Raw genomic sequence first — 17,926 nt, 5'->3', positions numbered from 1 at the left:
TGAATTTAGTGCAGCGCTACGAACCCAGGCGGCAGCCAACGCCCGTGGACGAGCGGTTTGCAACCCGCGGAGATAACGTCGATAGATAGGCGGCCGTGGCGAGGCCGATCCGTTTCCCCTGACACAAAGCAGAAAGGCCCCGACGATGTCGCACGTCGTCGCCCTTCACGATCATCAGGCCGGTTACGTCCGCCGTGCCTGCTGATCCAAACAGAAACTGACCACCACCGTCTCGACCAAAGGCCAAGTGATATTGCCCAGGGCGATCCGAGACAGCGGCAGTGGCCGGCCAGAACGAAACTGACCACGGAGAACGCCCCCGAGGGCGAACTTGCAACCGCGCCCGGCTCGTCAGCAGCCGACGCCAGAGCAGACGTGGTGGGGATGCGGCCAAATGAACGCGAATGACCCGTTGCAGACATCAAGACAACACTTCGGCCGGCGTAACGACCTGCCAATTGCAATCTTTAGCTGTGCATGTTCAAACCAATTGAATACATTGTAGAGCCACTAGCAGAGTAACTTGTATTCTCGCGGTTCGATTTCCGTAGCCTAACGACTGGTTGAAGGACATGGGAGATGCGCTCGGGCTCGGCGGGTTGGGTATCACTATTGGTCGTGGTACTTCCATCCATATGTTGTGAAGAAGCGATGGGAGGAGATCCGACGACTTTCGATTTCAACTATTTCGAGTCCTTGCCGCGAAAAGAGATTGTAGCGCCGCGCAAACGTATCTGAACAGTCGCTTTCCTGCGGGTTCAGATCTTCAAGTTTTGCAGAAAGAGCTGGTTTCCGCTGGCGCGAGATGCGCGAGGGGAGTCGGGCGGCGCGGCGTGTACTACGAATGTGATTACGAACGATGGGCTGGAGTGCCGCTGGTCACAATGGAATGGAAGATAATATTGCGTCCGGATGCAGTGAGAAGAGGCTGCAAGAGATATCAGTAAACCGTGCACTGACGGGGCTTTAGAACGCGCTGTCCGCTCCTGGCCCCAAGCAGCCACTGGAGAACGTCCGCTATTCCGCCGCTTATCAGGGGCAAGCGGACATCTGATCTGAGGCCATTTGCAAGTGCGCCCGCCCAACGATCCGGCAATCATTGGGCATCACCACAACAATTGCCCTTGAATGCCCAGCCATGTGGCGCAGGCCACAGGTCCATCATTCGCAAATCGGTTTGCTCTCCGTAGGCTAGGAGGCATGACACCATTCTTCCGACGAAAATCACCCATGGAAAAGCTTGAAGCCGAACTGGCCTCGCTGCGCACGCGCGCCGCAGCCTTGAATAGCCGCCATTCCGCTGCGGAAGCGGCCCACGATGACGCCAAAGCGAAACTCCAGCGTCACCACCTCGATGCCGATCTTGATGCCGATGACAAGGCCCGCGCGAAGTTGGAGACGGCGGTCGCCGCCTGCGCTGTGACCCGCGACGGTTACGCGAATGCGCTCGTGGAGGTGCAGGCGAAGATTACCGATGCCGAGCAGAAGCTCGCAGCAGAACGCGCTACTGTCGAACGCAAGGCCGCAAGCGAAAAGCTGGCCAGTGATCTCGATGCCGTCGAGCGGGCGCTGCCGGATTATCTGGCGGCTGGCAAGCGCTTTGCCGACGCCCTGGAGAAACTTCACTTCCACCATGAGAGCGGCGCAATGGTCCGCTTTATCTGCAACACCGCGACGCAGGTCGAAGTCGCTGCCGGTTTTGCGCTCGTGGAGCTGCGCGGCATGGTGGTCGCGGTCCGCGAGGGCGTTGCGCCTATCCCGGCAGCCCAGCCGGTCACCACTTCGGTCCCGATTGCTGAGCCGTCGCCGCCGACGCAAATGATCTTCATGATGAAGTCTGCAAATTTCCGCGATCACGACGGCCGCATCCGTTTCGCCAAGCAATTTGAAGATGCAACCATGCCGGTGACGACTGCGCAGCGTGCTCTGCGCATGGGTGTGGCGGTCTTGGTGACGGATCCGAAGCGCGCTCGGCTCCGTGGTACGCGCGGCGGCGACTTCAATCCGCGCGCGCCCGATGTCATCGATCTCGATGTCGTCGAGGAGCCCAAGAACCTGCCGCACTTCGATCCTGTGCCGCGCTCAGCGAACTTCACTCCGCTCCCCGCCGCGGAACCGCGCACGATCCTGATTGACGTTCCGCGTTCGTGAATAAGATTTCGCGGAGTCGGTGGAAGGCGGCCAGCTCATCGGACGCGATGAGCTGGCCGCAGGAGTTCCGGCATGAATGATGACAACATGAGCTTTGGCGACGAGCACGACGAATACGACGATCTGCTCGCCGAGATCGGTCGCACCGAGTGCGAGGACGAGCGGATTGCAATTCATGGAGCCGGTCACGCCGTGGCAGCGCGCTTGCTCGGCAAGCCGCTCGGCGGAGCGACAATCAATCCCGATCAGAACGGGAAGTACGGCGGTCTCGTGTGGGGGCCGCGCCACAGCGTTGCCTTCGGCAGCGATGACGACGCTGCTGATGTGCCGGAGCTGTGCGGCCAATTGCGGGACCTCATGCCCCAGGATGGCGAGGTTCGCGGCGATGCCGCAGATACGTACTTGCACGTGCTCGACCGTTGCATTGAGCTGGGCGCGGCATCTGTCGCGGAACGTATGCTTCTGCCAGGTGAGCCCGTGCCCTCCGTTAGTGACGTTGAGCAAGCAGTTGCGCTCGCGACATTGGTCTGCAAGTCGGCAGAGGCTGTCGAGCGGTTCCTGTCGTTCTGCGAGCAGCAGGCGCACGATCTGCTGCGCCCACACGGCCCAATCATCATGGCCCTGAGCATCGTGCTGAAAATTCGCCAGACCTTAACGGGCGCGGAGATCGACGACGTTATCGCAACGACGGTCGCGGGTCTACAATTGGCGGCCGAGCGCCGACGGCGCGCCGAGTGGCGCAAGGGCGAGCTGGCGGCCGAGCGCTTTCGCGCCGCATGTGATTACCTCAATGCCGTGCGGCTGCCATCATCTGCACAAAATCGGGTGCAGTAATCGGCGACATCTGGATCAGAGGGCACGGCGGATGTAACCGGCCTGATAATCTTGAAGGGCCCCGACGTGCAAAGCGTCGGGGCCATTTGTTGTGGTCGAACGTAGCCGTCTTTCCCTCGTTCCCTTAATGTCGCCGCTGCGCGTATATGGCGAGGAGACCCACTTGCCTCGCCCCGATCCGCCGATTGGATTTGTCAGCGCCAGAATTGTGCAGGATGTTGTAGGCATGTTGGTATCTTATCCCTAGACGCCGAGCAATTTCCGCAGTGGTCGGGCCGTCGCCCGCCAAAGGTCGTACTCGATCTGAGGTGGTCATTTCGGTCCGACCATAATCGGCGGCGGCTCGACCGTGCTCAGGTCCATTTCCATTGCGGATTGTTCTTCGGACAGCCGCCTTTCGAGGTAGTGCCGTTCGGCCTCACTTAACTCAGTTTCGAGCAGGCGCCGATATCGATCAATATTGTTCCTATGGGTACGTAAACGAGCAATTCGTTCTTCGGTCATCGTCGATCTCTCCGACGGACGTGGTCGCAATTACTTGGGATCGGCGTTGAGGTACTGGACGTCGTAGGTATCCCATTCCGTGGAAGCAGAGGGATTATTTTGACAACCTCGTGGTGAAAACGTGCCTGCTGTCCCATGCTCGGAAATGGCACCTCAAACGGCACGGCGTTACTACGAGCTGCATTGCCTCTCATCACAGAAGGAAGTCAGATCAGGTCATTCATTGCCTTCAGCCTGAACCGGCGGCTTCTGCGCGCCCTGCACACTCTGGCTCAGCGACGCCAGCGCGGTGTTCAGCTCATCAGAGATGGGCGCGAGGTCCCTAATGTCCTCGAAGGCTTGGGCGATGCGCTCATTCGCTGATTTCTCGAACGGCTCGAAGCCTTCAGAGATGCGCGTTCCTGCTCCAAGAACGGTGGAAGCGGCCATCGGCCCAAGCAGGAGGAGTGCGGTTCCGATGATGCCGATCTTGCGGATGCGAGCCATCGGCGGTGGCCGCAGGAGGCGGTCATTGATCATTGTCTTCACCTCACGGCGTACAGTCCGTGCATCATGCCAATCGTTGCGAACAAACGGTAGATCGGGCGTCTACCATTAGGAGGTAACTCAAGCAGAGGCGCGTTCTTGTCGAGTTGCCCGTGGCGCAGATCGTGGGCGCCGCGCAAGTAGGCGTTCTAGATTGGACTTGCGAAGATGCAGCGGCAGCCTCCGCAGATCGTCGCCCGTGTGGCTTTTACGGCCTTGGGCGGCAGGCTTGCCAATCGCCCGCTCCACCTCCGATGCGAGCACAGACAGGTGTTCGGCTAGCCTGGCAAACAGGTAGTGCCAGCGCCCGACGGGGTCAGCGCCGACAGTGCCAGCGTCCTGGCGGCCAGAGAAAGCGAGCGTCAACCTCCGCGCCCCACGCAGCACAAGTGCTTGCGGGCGCGGTTGATGTTTTACAATCCAGGGCCGCTTCATCATCTGACGATTCGTGTACGCTCTCACGCGCTTCTTGCGCGGCTTGACGAACGGCTTCTGATGTCGGCTAAGCGCACGCACAACGCCGACGCGAGCGAAGATCGTCGGGCCTCCGAGATCGACCACCAGCATCAGCGCCTCGATGGCGGCCTGCCATTCCGGAGCATCATGCTCGGGCTTCGGCAGCTTCGTGATGACGGTGGCGGCGTCGTGCAGCGTGATCAGCTTGCGGCCATCTGGCAGTAGGATCGGATCGTCGAAAGTCCCCTGCCAGCCTTGGTTGTTCATTACGCTACTGCGGCTCGTGCTTGTCCGTCAGTTCTCGCGCCGCCAGGCTAAGCTCCAGCTCTCGAAGCCGCTCTATCAGCAGTTCGACGATCTGCTCGTAGTCGGAGGGCGACAGCGAATTCACACCACGCAACGTCATCTGGCCTTGGAGAATGGTCGCCATCATGGCTTTGACGCTCATGGGACCTCGTCTGAAATTAGATCGTCATAAGAACAATCTGAAGTAGACGCCAAACGTTAGGGATGCGCATCGCCGTAGAATTACGGGCTATGGCAAGGACCTTTGCACTGCAAACTCGACAACCATTTTGGCGCCGCTCGACAATTGAGCGCGAATAAGAAGCACGGGTTGCGTCCGTTGTTTTCGGGACGCGATTTGAGGCGTAACGAAAGCCGAATCGCGCTTGCAAACCTAAAAATTGGTTCTGCGTCATAATCATAATGACTCCGACGCAAAAATAGAAAATAGGGTGGAAAAAACAAAGATATTGGGAGGAGTAGGTGGATACTCTAAGTCGCCTGCGCGCGATGGCATCGCTGTGCCGTCAGACTGCTGCGCATCACCCTGATCGAAGTTGGAAACTGCTCGCCGAAGCTGAGTTTTGGGAGCATTTGGCCGATGATGCGCTGCGCGATCAGTCATGCACATCTGCCTTCCCGCTCCCAGCAATTGGAGATGATGCGAACACCACGCAATCGGCCCACAGTAGGGCGGCATGAGCGCTTTCGGTACCAAGTCCCCTTGACGGTCACAGCTAGCTCTCACTCTTTGCAGAGCGTTCTGTTCTAGGGAAGGAGATCTCAAATTTCCTGGCGGGGTACGAGCGAGTCAGCGGTTGGAATCGCAGTAGATCACGGAAAACGCTGAACTGAATTTTTTCGGCAGGGGTTGCGTTCATGGATAGCGTAGAGCGGTGCTTCGCCGCAGTGACGGCAATCAGTTTCTTTGTGACCGTCGTCGGAATGATATTGTTGCAAACGATGTGAGTTCTGCTTGGCCAGCTCGCGACGCGCCGCGCAGCGGCAACGCACCTCCTTCAGCTAGGTGGTGCAGCGATGCGCGCCTGCGCAAGATCGACGCGGCTTGCTTCGCCAGGTTATTAGCCTCGCCCCGTAGCCGAACAACCTGCCGTTCAGGCTGCTGAGGTTATGGGGGCTCGGGCCCGGAGTGTCACCGCTGCGCTACACACGGGAGCACGCAGCGGCGCTGGTCCGCCCGAACAGAGGCGAGCGAAACAGTTCATTAGCTTTCTTGTGGCTTGCTGGGAGCCGTGCCGATTACCGCTGATTACGGCACACGGAATGGGAATGTCGGCCCCGGCTGTTTCTCCCAACCTGCGGCTGGGGCCGATTTGAACTTTCGCTGTATGGTTCAACCCGGTCCACAACCATATTTAGAGGCATAGCTATCGCGCTATTTGGGCTGAGCATTCTTTCGCAGCTCGATCAGGCGCTCTTTTACGGCCGAAATACTGACGCTGCGTTCAGGCTTGTGCGGGAGATTGGCCGCGGTTTTGGGCTGTAGGGCCGCCGCCCTGCATTCAACGGATCAGGCGTCGAACGACGGCTACTTCTTCAATAGTATTCCCATCGTTCGCGCCATTCGCCTCACCGACCCCGCATGGCGGCCCAGTTCGGTGGCTATCTTCGATACGCCAACGCCCTGCCGGGCGAGCCTGACCAAGCGTCGGATTTCCTGCTCGGCCCATTGCTTTGGCTTCGGTGCTTTCATGGTACGGCGCTCAGAACCTGCCGACCACTTAACCAGCGCGCCTAGTCGCCAACACTTGGGAAATTTACGGGTAGCGCCCCACCACGAGGCACAGCGGCACGGCGGATTTGGCCCTCGCGAGAGGGCGCGTAAGCGGCGTCCCGAGTATCCAGGACAGCACCGCGCTTATCCATTGTCGTGCTTCCCTTCATCAACCTCAGTGGCGATCCGGGACAGGATTATTTCGCACACGGACGGCCTGACAACAGATCTCTCGCGAATTCAGGGCAGCTTCGTTATCGCGCGCAACACGGCGTTCACCTACAAGGGCAAGTCGATAGATGCCCGCCAGATCGGGCGTGAACTCGGTGTCCGCTTCGCGCTCGAAGGTAGCGTGCAGCGCGTCGGCGATCAGGTTCGAGTCAATGCGCAGCTGATCGATACTGAAACTGGCGGCCATGTCTGGTCGGACCGCTTCGATCGTCTGCGGAGCAACTATCTGGAATTGCAAGATGACATAACCGGCCGGATCGCCCGCACTCTGGGATTGGAACTGGTTGTTCTAGCGGCCCGCAGCATCGAACTGGAGCACCAGACCAATCCTACCGCGTCGGACCTTGCTTTGCAGGGATGGGCTGCCGTGTACAAGCCGACCACGCCCGAGACGCGTGAGGAAGCTCGGCGCCTGTTTGAGCATGCGCTTGAGATTGATCCGCATACATTAAGGGCGATGACAGGACTTTCCCTGACACTAGCCAATCTGGTGATCAATGGACAATCCCCCGACCCGGCAGGAGATTTAAGTCGCGCCGACGAGCTCTCGCAGCAAGCAGTCGGGCTCGATCCGAATAATGCGGCCGCTCATGCGTTGCGCGCCCGGGCCCTGCAGGCACAGAAGCGGCAGAAAGAGGCCGCCGAGCAGTACAGGATCTCCCTGCAAATCAACGGCAATATAGCGACAACGACGCTTTTCTTGGCGAGACGTTTGTCTTCACCGGGAAATCTCTTGACGCAATCCCGCTGTTCGATCGGGCCATTGAACTCAGTCCACGCGACCCGGGTCTTGGAACGTGGCAGTTTGAAATGGGGCGCGCGATGATCCTGCTCAGGCGCGATGATGAGGCGCTAACCTGGCTCAGCAGGTCGGTGGCGACGAATCCGAGACTGGCATATGGCCAACTTTACTACGCCGCGATCATGGCTATCAAAGACGACATAGCGGCTGCCCGCGCGGCACTCGCGGCGGCGGGTCGCCTGAATCCGAACTACACCAGTCTTGCGAAATTCCGGGCCACCGATCTGTCGGACGATCCTGCCTACGTGGAGCAGCGCGCTTACGTGGAAGGAGCGTTGCGCAAAGCGGGGCTACCGGAGCAGTGACTTCCGCATATGGCCCATCGCGTCCGTAGGCGCGGTGTAGCGGGATGTCAGTTCATAGGGGCAGACCGGAAGTTTGTAGCCGAGCGCCAGACGGTCGCTTTTGACCCATAGCGGGCGTCCATCGACTCCACCCGATATCCAGCTTGATCCTGATCAACATGCGATCCTTTCGCTAGAGCTAATGGAGACGTTGCGTAGCCCCCACTACGCGACCCCACCCCAAAGCCGCTGGCTTCCCCAAGGGCTGGCGGCTTCCTTTTGTACGCATTTTTCCGGCCAGCCAAGAGAAGCACCCGCCTCCGGTTGACTACGTAGGTCCGCCCCAATTTGCGCCTGATCAATCTCGGGGATTTGCTCTATGCTCAACTCCTTGCCAAGCTACAAAATGGGGATGGTTGAACGGTGCTAGTCAATGCGAACGCTGCCACCCGCCAGCCTATTGACGGGCACCTCGCCGATCTCGCTGGCGAGCGCGTCTTCTGCAGCGAGTTCAAGTATCGCAAGGGCATCGAGATTTTTGGCGAAGGGGGGCACGCCGAATACGTCTACCAGATTACTTCCGGAGCGGTGCGGACGTATAAGATGCTCCCAGATGGTCGCCGCCAGATCAATGCGTTCCACCTCCAGGGTGACATGTTCGGATTTGAGAATGGCGTCGCGCACCGGTTTAGCGCTGACGCTCTCGTCGAAACCCACGTTCGCATCATAAAGCGAGGCAGCATCCTCGATGCCATGCAAAATCGAGTAGTCAGCACAAAAAACCTCATTTGCTTTGTTACGCAAAACCTGCAGCACGCGGAAGATCACATGCTTCTCCTGGGGCGGAAGACTTCCCTGGAGAGAGTTGCCGCCTTCCTTCTTGAAATGGATGAACGGCTAGCACATCCCGCGATGATGTTGCTGCCAATGAACCGCCGCGACATCGCCGACTATCTCGGCATCACCTTGGAAACCGTCTCCCGCGCGTTTTCCATACTTCGAGACGAAGCGCTGCTGCGCTTTGACGGAAACATTCAGCGGCGGATCGAATTGCTAGATCGTCATGCTCTCGCGGAGTTCGACGCCTGACTTCCGGTAGCGAAGCGGCGACACGCCTCATTGAGGTCCATTCAACGGGGCATAGCAGACCCGAGCTTACGTTGAGTCCTTCGCATTTTGACCCACCTCAGACGCTAGCAATTCATAGCCCGCAAAAAAGCCCCGGCGAGCCGGGGCTTTGGTTTGCACAGACTGGAGCGATCAGTATCTCGCCGCGATCGGAGCCCCGTAACCACCAAAGCGATAGTTGAACCGAACGGTGACCATGTCCACGTCCTGGCTGATCCGGTCGTTGAGTACCGCCGCAAGGCGCGGATCGACCACGGAGAAGGAGTTATTTGCGTGCCCCATCCACAGGTGGTCGTACTCAACACCGACCGACCAGTTGGGCGTGAAGCCATACTCAAAGCCGACACCCAAGGTACCGCCCCAGCGCGTATTATCTGCCGAGACCAGACCGATCCCGGTGGTGTTGTCGAATATAGTCAAGCGATTGCTGGTCACAGCCGCACCGCCCTTCACATAGAGCAGCGCCGAATTCCAAGCCCAACCGAGTTGCCCGGTGAACAGACCGATGGCGTCAGTCTTTGCCGTGGTTGAGAGCGTCGGATTGAACAGGCTCACCCGCGTGTTCTTGAGGTCGGCCCAATCGCCTTGGGCTTCCAATCCGAACACAAACTGACTGGTTTGCCAGCGATATCCAATTTGCCCGCCGACGACGCCTCCCGACCGATCACCGCACCCGCTCGCGACCGTTCCAAGGGCAGTTACGAAATCCACGCAACTGTGGCTTTGGCCCCAACCGCCGTTGGCACCGATGTAGAATCCCGTCCAGTCATAGATCGGCGCGACCACCGGGGGCGGCGCCTTGGTGTAGGGACGGGCCGCCAGATCAGCCGCCGACGCAGGGGCGGATAGACCCACGGCCATCATCCCGGCCGCGGCAATCAGAAGCTTTTTCATTACGAGAAATCTCCCCAGAAAGAAGTTCAAAAAAGGCACGACGCCCACCTGAGGAATCAACGCTATCCCGTTCGCCTGAAGGTTGATGTAGCTAAGCTGCAACACTCGGCGCAGATATCTAGCGGAAATTCTTTATATATATTAAGAACTTGCTGGGAACCAAATGCACGTCAACGTGCATATTACGGGACTGTAGATCGCGATCGGGGCTTCCGGTCGCCGTTCGACTGTCGCATGGAACCCCGGCGCGAACCGGCGTCACAAGCCTGTGGCATGACCATTGCACAATGCAGGACGACTGGGATTTCAGCGCTCAGTTAGAGAATAAGCGCTGCCGGGACGCTTATTTCGAGCCCGGCGACGCTTCACTTCCTTTCGCTTGCGCCATCACTACGACGCATCTTGTTTCGACGAGCGGGGTATTCGGCGCATGACTTACGACACGGTAACAGTACATATGCTCCGCGACGTTCTAGACGACGTTCTTTCCAGTCCGTCATTCACTCGTCAGCAGCAGCGATCTGCGGTGGAAGTTGCCGAGCGCGTTCTCTTACTCGCTTCCCAAGGCGAGCGTGAACCGATCAGGATCAAACGACACCTGCTAAATGAGTTTTTGGCATCCGCTGCCAGCGAAGCCAACCGGGGCCGCCCCCTTCGCCTGATCGACGGTGAGCCTGCTAGGTGACCAAGTGCCGCTGGTAACGCCCAGCCGGTTCGATCGTGTCTGCCATGCCACCACTGCCGCTCATCGGAGCATTCCCTGCCCCCTGGCAGGTCGGCTTATGGCCCTTAGCGACAGAAGTTCATGTCCGCTCGCATGTCGGCGACCGAGGCAAGAGCGGACTCGTTGTGCTCAACGTGAGGTTTGTCGCTCGTGACCCAGAACGGACCTCGCGCCGTTTTGGCTTAGGTGCGGACATCAAGAATTTTGCACCAGAATTGCGGTCGAACAATTCCAACGGGTTGCGCAGCGGCGTCGTTTGTTGGTGGGTTGCGTCGCCGCATCAATGCGTTACCACGATGAAATCCGTGTCTTTTCCGGTCTCATGGCTAAATCCGTTGTCGGAAATAATCAATGAAGAGGCCGGCGTCAGAAGTTTAGAGATCCTCTCAACCGTATCCTGAGGTATTTCGATGCGGTTGAGGACAGCGTTGGCCTGATCGGGCGACGGTACCGATAGGGCGGTTTGCTTCACGGGCGCCTCGCGCCCTTTCGTGGCACCCTCGATGCGAGGAAATTCGTCCGGAATCGACACGACGGTCCAGCGAATAGCCGTTCCCTCGTTCTGGAATTCCATTGCGGTAAACACGTGTGTTCCCAGCGGCTCCTCCGAATTTTCGATCTTGACCGGGACATCAAACAACGGCGTGAATCCCTGACGCACGAACAGCTTGCTCAACTTACGACTGACGAAGATGGAGATTGGGACGATTTTTTTTGGCGCGCTTGCAGCGGGAACCGAGCCCGGCACCTGGAGACTGGCGGCTTCCGGAGTCTCCGCGTTTGACACCAGTGATCCCTGCGTTGCTGCGGCTGTACCGATGCTCTTGGTTGCGACGGTGGCAGTCTGGAATTCCGACGAAGCGGACGCGGCTTTCGCTTGAAAAAGATGCGGATTGGTTATCTCGACCGGCTGGACATCACCGTGCGCAATGATCACGCGCGTGCCGCGCTTCGTGAGATGCCAGAGTCGAACGGCAAAATCATTCTTCAAACGGATGCAGCCGTGTGACGCCGGATGCCCAGGCACGACACCGGCGTGCAACGCTATCCCTGACCAGGTGATGCGTTGCATGTAGGGCATGGGTGCGGCGCTATAAATATTTGAACGGTGCCATCGTTGTTTGCTGATAACGCTGAACACGCCGAGGGGCGTAGGATGCCCCTCCATTCCCGTGGACACCGAAGAGCGTGCAATCAGGGCGCCGTTGTCAAAAAGCGAGACTCGTTGGTCTGCTATTGAGATGATGATCTGGAGCGGGCCCTTCGGAAGGGGCTCGGGCGCGGTTTCAGAGTTTGTCTGCCGGTGGTGGTGCTTGTGAGCGTATTGGCCCGGCCAGAACGTGTGTTGGGGTTCAAACAGAAATTGAGCGTGTACGATCCCCGCAGGGAGCATGAAGATGGCGAATACAGCCGTTGTTATCGCGCGCTGCATTGCTCGTAATCCCTGAGCGAACATCGCCCGGTCCAATAGGCACGATTCCATCGTTTCGAAACGATGCGCGAAGCCGACGCCTGATGCGTCATCCCGACCAGCGCGCCAAGCCTCTCCTTCAAATCTGGTCGCAGTGGGTCGAAAATAGGACCGTACTCACAATTACGGTGGGAGTTGCCGTTGAGACGGGCGCAATTGCTTGTGATCGGCGCGTTGCAATCGGGCAACATGTTTTGGAGAAATTGACGAGCGGCCGTTTGCGCCATTGCGCGACCCACATTGATCCCAAGAATGAGCCTCTTCGCATGCTTGGCTTTTCTACACGGCTCCGGCGGAGCCTATGGAGGCGACGGCATCATGAACCCGCGGCGATTTGCGATAGTGGCGCCAACGTTTTGCGGGACGGTCGTTCTCGCGGGGGGGATCGTTGGCTGGCTGGCTGGCTTCGGTTCGGCCGGCACCGAGAACGCCCGCGCAGTGCCAATCGAGGACCGCGCAGCATCTCTCGCCGCCACCGCTCGGCTCGCGGATGAACCGCAGGCAATCGCAATGGCCAACGCCGTTGTCGCAAACACCGTTGTCGCGAACGCCACTGTCGCTAGCACCGAAGTGGCGACGGCCGCCGAACCCGCGGCAGGGACGACCACCGACACGACGGCGGTATCGGATAAGCCGGAATCGATCGTCGCGTTGCCCGATCCGTCGCAGATGCTGTCGGCCGATTTACCGCCTGTGCAGGAATCGGTGGGCTTGGGCCACCGTGATGTCGCCCAACCGGCGCCGACAAGGTGTGGTGCATCCGGCGGTTCCTCCAACTCGGGGCCGCAGGATTTTCGGTATCTCATTTGTTATGTCTGGTCCGAACTGCCGCCTGCCGAGAAGCCGGCTGCGATCGTCTTGCGTTCGTTCAAGGACATCCCGGTCGGAACGCCGGTGGAAGAGATCAAACGCGCGTCCGACGCTTTCGGTCTGGATTTCACTTTCATGAAGGCGGTGGCTAAGGTCGAGTCCGGTTTCGACCCCAAGCAACGCACCGGGTCGTATATCGGACTGTTCCAGCTGAGCAAATACGAGTTCGGCAAATTCGGCTCCGGAGACATTCTCAATCCCCGCGATAATGCCGTTGCGGCAGCCTACAAGGTCATCATCGAAGGCATTCTGTTTCAGTGGGTGACGCACAGGGAGCCGGACTTGAACGATCTCTACCTGATCCATCAGCAGGGCTGGGAGGGCGCCGCGGAGCACCTCAGCCAACCCAAGCGCATAGCCTGGAAATCGATGTGCGCCACCAGCGAAGGCAGGGAGAAGGGCGAAAAATGGTGCAGGCGCGCGATCTGGCGCAATACGCTTCCGGCCGTCAAAGAGGCGTGGAAATCGGTGGAGAAGCTAACGTCGGAGGCGTTCGTCGGAATGTGGCGCGAGCGGGTTGCTCATTTCTATTCGAAATACATGACCACCGCCACCGCCGATGCCGAGCGGGCGCACCAGTAAATTTCCGTTGAGTGTTTGGCAGGAGTTGCCGCACCCGCGGGCCGAGCGGGGCCTCACCGCCGCTGGTCGCGCGGATGCACTTTACGTCGTCAACGACGCGCTCGGGTCGTTCCTGCTGCGCGCTAGCGAGGTGATCGATCAGGTGCCGATGTCTGCTTGCGCTTCGCACGCGGCGATATGAGGGACCACATCGTTTCCCACAAAAACGACCACGGAGCTTCGTATGGGCGCTACGGAGCATTGCAGTGGTGGAGCTGGCTAAAATCAGCTTTTGCGAGATTTTCGGCGTCGTTCAGCTTTCGACTTTTGCAACACTATCGGCCCTTCGGCGACATGCAGATCTCGCCTTGTGTCCGCTTTGCGCCCAAGAGCGGCCCTCCCTTCTGGCCCATCGCTGACGTGCGACCCAAATGTTTTCAGATCCGCTAAACGCATCAAAAGGGACGTCGGCCATCGACCGACTTCTTTCATAACATCTCACTTGCGAATCCGCTCGTGGACGCGAAGCGGACATCTGGCGAGATAGTCGACAACGGCTAAGGACCAGAAGGCGAAGCCTGATTGATCTTGGGCAGGCGCATCAGGGAAGCCGTATTGACGCATTGATCCTCCGCCGTGGACTTGCGCAGTGTAGTTGTCGTGGGCGACAATGACGTAATCCGACGGGTACCAGGCTATGGTCCCTGCAACCCACTACGCCAAGAGCGGCGACGTTCACATCGCCTACCAAGTCGTTGGTGATGGGCCCATCGACTTGGTGCTGGTTCATGGCTGGATTTCTCATCTTGAGTACCAATGGGAAGATCCCGCATTAGCCAGGTTCCTCAACCGTTTGGCCTCTTTCAGTCGCCTCATCGTCTTTGACAAGCGCGGCACGGGCCTGTCGGACCGCGTCGCGGAGAGCGCGCTGCCCACCCTCGAAATGCGGATGGATGATATCCGCGCGGTCATGGACGCAGCAGGTTCAAATCGCGCCGTCATCTTCGGCATCTCTGAGGGGGGGCCGCTTTCGACGCTGTTTGCCGCGACCTATCCCGGGCGCACCGCCGCACTGATCATGTACGGCGCTTACGCCAAGTGGATTCGCACCGACGACTATCCGTGGGGCCCCACACGTGAGCAGCACGAAGCCGCCTTCAATGCTTACGAAAAGCATTGGGGAACACCGATCGGCCTCAAGACGCTGGCCCCCAGTGCTGCCAATGACGAACGGGTGCGTCAATGGTGGGCCCAGTTCATGCGCATAGCCGCCAGCCCAGGCGCCGGCATCACGCTCTATCGGATGAATGTCGAGGTCGACATTCGCGCGATCCTTCCGACGATCAGGGTGCCTACCTTGATCCTCCACAGGAGAGGCGATCGATTGCAGCCTTGCGAGGGCGCTCGCTACATGGCCGGGCAGATCCCGGGTGCAAAGTTCGTCGAGCTGCCCGGCGACGATCACATGCTCTGGATCGGCGATGCCGATTCGCTGCTTGCAGAGATCCAAGAATTTCTGACGGGCGAAACTCCGATGTTGGAGGCGGACCGCGTTCTCGCAACGGTCCTCTTCATTGATGTTGTCCAGTCGACCCAGCGCGCCACGGAGATCGGAGACTCACGTTGGCGCGACCTGGTCGACAACTATCATCAGCTCGTTAGCAAGGAAGTCGCGCGTCTCGGCGGTCGCGTCGTGAACACTGCCGGCGATGGTGTGTTCGCAACCTTCGACGGCCCGGCGCGCGCGATCAAATGCGCGCGCGCGGTCAGGGACGTGGTTGGCAGTTTGGGGTTGGCGATCCGCTGCGGTATTCATACTGGCGAGTGCGTAATTGAAGGCGACGACGTGGCTGGCATCGCTGTGCACATCGGTGCGCGCGTGGCAGCCCGCGCTGATCCTGGCGAGATACTTCTTTCCAGCACCGTGAAGGACCTGATCGCTGGCTCAAGAGTAGAATGCTCGGACCGGGGTTCTCATACTCTCAAGGGCGTCCCCGGCCGCTGGCGGCTTTTCGCAGTTCAAGAATGTGCACGTTAGGCCTTGTCGGTTGCGGAAAGCACCTGCTTCGGGTCAACAAGCGACTTGGCCGGATGGCGGGTCCTCGCGCAAAGCGGACATTCGGTCGGACCGGCAGTTCGCAAAAGAGTGGGTCCTATCATCCGCTTGCTGACAAATTTTCGGCAAAGCGACCACGAAACATGAGCAATTTGCGGACTGACGCACCGCGGCAAGGTGCCGCTATCCGATCAGAAGCGCTGCGAAAAAGTTGATCCGCGCGAGTCTGGTTTCGGCCGATCGTTCGGATAAGCTTGCAACAATTGCGGAAAGATCAAAAAGCTTCTTGGGAGGAAATGATGCTCGACACCACGCTTAACGCGCGCATCCAGGCCTTTCTCGACAAATTCGAAGCGGCGCTTGTGGCGGGCGACCTGGACGCCGCCGTAGCGATGTTCGCACCCGAGTGCTACTGGCGCGACCTCGTTGCCTTCACCTGGAACATCAAGACCATGGAAGGTCGCGATCAGATCCGCGAGATGCTCAACTCCTGCTTGGCACAAGCAAAGCCACGCAATTGGAAAATAGCCGACGCGGAAAGCGCTACTGAAGCCGACGGCGTAATCGAATGCTGGATCACGTTCGAGACCGAGGTCGCGCGCGGCTACGGTCTAGTCCGTCTCCAGAACGGCCAGATCTGGACGCTTTTGACGACGATGGTCGAACTGAAAGGTCACGAGGAAAAGGCGGGCTTCACCCGGCCGCTTGGTGCCCGCCATGGCGTCAATCCCGGCGCCAAAACATGGAAGGAATTGCGGGACGAGGAAACCGAGCAGCTCGGCCTTAAGACGCAGCCGTACGTGCTCATCATCGGCGGCGGTCAGGGTGGCATCGCACTCGGCGCGCGGTTGCGCCAGCTCGGCGTGCCCACCATCATCGTCGAGAAGAACGCCCGTCCCGGCGACTCCTGGCGCAACCGCTACAAGTCGCTCTGCCTGCATGATCCGGTCTGGTACGATCATTTGCCGTACATCGACTTTCCGAAGAACTGGCCGGTGTTTTCGCCCAAGGACAAGATCGGCGACTGGCTGGAGATGTACACCAAGGTCATGGAGCTGAACTACTGGACCGGCACCACGGCCAAACACGCTGACTGGGACGACGCCAAAAAGGAATGGACGGTTGTCGTCGAGCGCGATGGCAAGGAGATTACGCTCAAGCCGAAGCAGCTGGTTTTCGCGACCGGCATGTCCGCCAAGCCGAACATGCCGCAATTCAAGGGTATGGACACCTTCAAGGGTGAACAGCACCATTCCTCGCGCCACCCAGGTCCCGATCGCTACAAGGGCAAGAAGGTCGTCGTGATCGGCTCGAACAATTCGGCACATGACATCTGCGCCGCGCTGTACGAGGCCGGCGTCGACGTGACCATGGTGCAGCGCTCGACCACCCATATCGTGCGCTCGGATTCGCTGATGGCATCCATCGCGGACCTCTATTCAGAGCGCGCGGTCCGCGGTGGAATGACGACAGCCAAGGCCGATCTGATCTTCGCTTCGCTGCCCTACAAGATCCTGCATCAGTTGCAGAAGCCGGTTTATGACAAGATCCGCCAGGATGACGCCGATTTCTATGCAGGGTTGACGAGAGCCGGTTTTCGGCTCGACTTCGGCGACGACGATTCCGGTCTGTTCATGAAGTACTTGCGTCGCGGCTCGGGCTACTACATCGACGTTGGCGCCTCGCAGCTCATCATCGACGGAAAGGTCAAGTTGGTCGCAGGCCAGGTCGAGGAAATCACGCCCAATGGTGTCAGACTCTACGACGGGAAGGAGCTGCCCGCCGATGTGATCGTCTACGCCACCGGCTACAGTTCGATGAACGGCTTTGTCGCCGACCTGATCAGCCGGGACATGGCCGACAAGGTCGGCAAGGTCTGGGGACTAGGCTCGAATACCACCAAGGATCCCGGCCCATGGGAAGGCGAACAGCGCAACATGTGGAAGCCGACGCAGCAGGAAGGGTTATGGTTCCACGGCGGTAACCTGCACCAGTCGCGTCACTACTCGCAATTCCTGTCCCTACAGTTGAAAGCTCGCTATGAGGGCGTTCCGACCCCGGTCTATGGCCTGCAGCCCGTTCATCACAAGGCATAAAGCTTCGTAGCACATGGTTGGGTTCGCGGTTTGACGTGGCCCATTGCCGCATGGGCCTGACAAGCTCGTGCGGACCCCGCATCGAAGACCCACTGGTCCGCTGCGCCAGCTTTAGCGCCTGTGTCGCGTCGACCGGTTGAGCCGGCAATGCAAGGCGGAGATCAAGATAGATTTCGGCCCGGTGTCTAGTTTGAGGTCGGTCTATGGCCGACTTCTTCCATAACAACTGATGTGCGCATTGTGGCTTATCTCGCCTTGTTTGCTTTGCGGGCTCCGGTGGTCCGAAAACCCAATTGTCACATAAAGATCGGATGGGTGA

At 59.1% G+C, this 17,926-nt stretch carries 14 protein-coding genes; 8 read left to right on the top strand and 6 right to left on the bottom strand.

Annotated features, from left to right (window positions below; translation table 11 throughout):
• Positions 1-1,230 precede the first annotated feature (1,230 nt).
• On the top strand, positions 1,231-2,151 hold the full coding sequence (locus tag AAFG50_RS27930) for a hypothetical protein (RefSeq protein ID WP_074076795.1): 921 nt from the start codon (positions 1,231-1,233) through the stop codon (positions 2,149-2,151).
• A gap of 72 nt (positions 2,152-2,223) precedes the next feature.
• Positions 2,224-2,985 carry a hypothetical protein gene (locus tag AAFG50_RS27925; RefSeq protein ID WP_166465999.1) on the top strand — a complete coding sequence of 254 codons (762 nt, stop codon included), beginning with the start codon at positions 2,224-2,226 and terminating at the stop codon, positions 2,983-2,985.
• A gap of 312 nt (positions 2,986-3,297) precedes the next feature.
• Here the strand turns inward: AAFG50_RS27925 and AAFG50_RS27920 are convergent, their stop codons facing one another.
• The 4 genes from AAFG50_RS27920 to AAFG50_RS27905 all read right to left on the bottom strand — a co-directional run bounded on the left by AAFG50_RS27920 (position 3,298) and on the right by AAFG50_RS27905 (position 4,918).
• On the bottom strand, positions 3,298-3,489 hold the full coding sequence (locus AAFG50_RS27920; RefSeq protein ID WP_011090426.1) for a hypothetical protein: 192 nt from the start codon (positions 3,487-3,489) through the stop codon (positions 3,298-3,300).
• Between the two features lie 216 nt (positions 3,490-3,705).
• Positions 3,706-4,008 (bottom strand): hypothetical protein, encoded by a 303-nt coding sequence (locus AAFG50_RS27915; protein WP_060910340.1) that lies wholly within the window; start codon positions 4,006-4,008, stop codon positions 3,706-3,708.
• A gap of 87 nt (positions 4,009-4,095) precedes the next feature.
• A complete protein-coding gene (locus AAFG50_RS27910; protein WP_063789849.1) occupies positions 4,096-4,737 on the bottom strand; it encodes a hypothetical protein in 642 nt (213 codons plus the stop codon).
• 4 nt (positions 4,738-4,741) lie between these two features.
• The gene (locus AAFG50_RS27905; protein ID WP_166466000.1) at positions 4,742-4,918 is read right to left on the bottom strand and encodes a hypothetical protein; all 177 of its coding nucleotides are present in this window, start codon (positions 4,916-4,918) and stop codon (positions 4,742-4,744) included.
• Positions 4,919-6,668: 1,750 nt separating this feature from the next.
• Between AAFG50_RS27905 and AAFG50_RS27900 the strand changes: the two genes are divergently transcribed.
• From AAFG50_RS27900 to AAFG50_RS27890, 3 genes are all read left to right on the top strand, one after another.
• Positions 6,669-7,547, top strand: a complete 879-nt coding sequence (locus tag AAFG50_RS27900) for a hypothetical protein (protein WP_166466001.1) — start codon at positions 6,669-6,671, stop codon at positions 7,545-7,547.
• Entirely contained in the window at positions 7,544-7,828 is a 285-nt protein-coding gene (locus AAFG50_RS27895) for a hypothetical protein (protein WP_166466002.1), read from the top strand. Before AAFG50_RS27900 ends, AAFG50_RS27895 begins: the two co-directional genes overlap by 4 nt.
• A 438-nt stretch (positions 7,829-8,266) precedes the next feature.
• Positions 8,267-8,896: a helix-turn-helix domain-containing protein gene (locus tag AAFG50_RS27890; RefSeq protein ID WP_231166741.1), complete on the top strand. Its 630-nt coding sequence runs from the start codon at positions 8,267-8,269 to the stop codon at positions 8,894-8,896.
• A 171-nt stretch (positions 8,897-9,067) separates the two neighbouring features.
• On the opposite strand, the gene AAFG50_RS27885 is transcribed toward AAFG50_RS27890, so the two are convergent.
• Both AAFG50_RS27885 and AAFG50_RS27880 read right to left on the bottom strand, forming a co-directional pair.
• Positions 9,068-9,829: a porin family protein gene (locus AAFG50_RS27885; RefSeq protein WP_028176054.1), complete on the bottom strand. Its 762-nt coding sequence runs from the start codon at positions 9,827-9,829 to the stop codon at positions 9,068-9,070.
• A 1,004-nt stretch (positions 9,830-10,833) separates the two neighbouring features.
• Complete coding sequence (locus tag AAFG50_RS27880) at positions 10,834-11,985, bottom strand: L,D-transpeptidase (RefSeq protein WP_028176055.1); 1,152 nt, start codon at positions 11,983-11,985, stop codon at positions 10,834-10,836.
• Positions 11,986-12,276: 291 nt separating this feature from the next.
• Here AAFG50_RS27880 and AAFG50_RS27875 point away from each other — a divergent pair, with 291 nt between their 5' ends.
• The 3 genes from AAFG50_RS27875 (at position 12,277) to AAFG50_RS27865 (ending at position 17,607) form a co-directional block, all read left to right on the top strand.
• A complete protein-coding gene (locus AAFG50_RS27875) occupies positions 12,277-13,476 on the top strand; it encodes a transglycosylase SLT domain-containing protein (RefSeq protein ID WP_028176056.1) in 1,200 nt (399 codons plus the stop codon).
• 676 nt (positions 13,477-14,152) lie between these two features.
• Complete coding sequence (locus AAFG50_RS27870; RefSeq protein ID WP_028176057.1) at positions 14,153-15,493, top strand: adenylate/guanylate cyclase domain-containing protein; 1,341 nt, start codon at positions 14,153-14,155, stop codon at positions 15,491-15,493.
• A gap of 317 nt (positions 15,494-15,810) precedes the next feature.
• Positions 15,811-17,607 carry an NAD(P)/FAD-dependent oxidoreductase gene (locus AAFG50_RS27865; protein ID WP_028176058.1) on the top strand — a complete coding sequence of 599 codons (1,797 nt, stop codon included), beginning with the start codon at positions 15,811-15,813 and terminating at the stop codon, positions 17,605-17,607.
• Positions 17,608-17,926: the final 319 nt, after the last annotated feature.

Source organism: Bradyrhizobium sp. B039, assembly GCF_038965675.1.
Lineage (GTDB): Bacteria > Pseudomonadota > Alphaproteobacteria > Rhizobiales > Xanthobacteraceae > Bradyrhizobium > Bradyrhizobium diazoefficiens.
The sequence above is the reverse complement of the archived record's forward strand: the minus strand, read 5'-3'. Positions and strand labels throughout refer to the sequence as shown.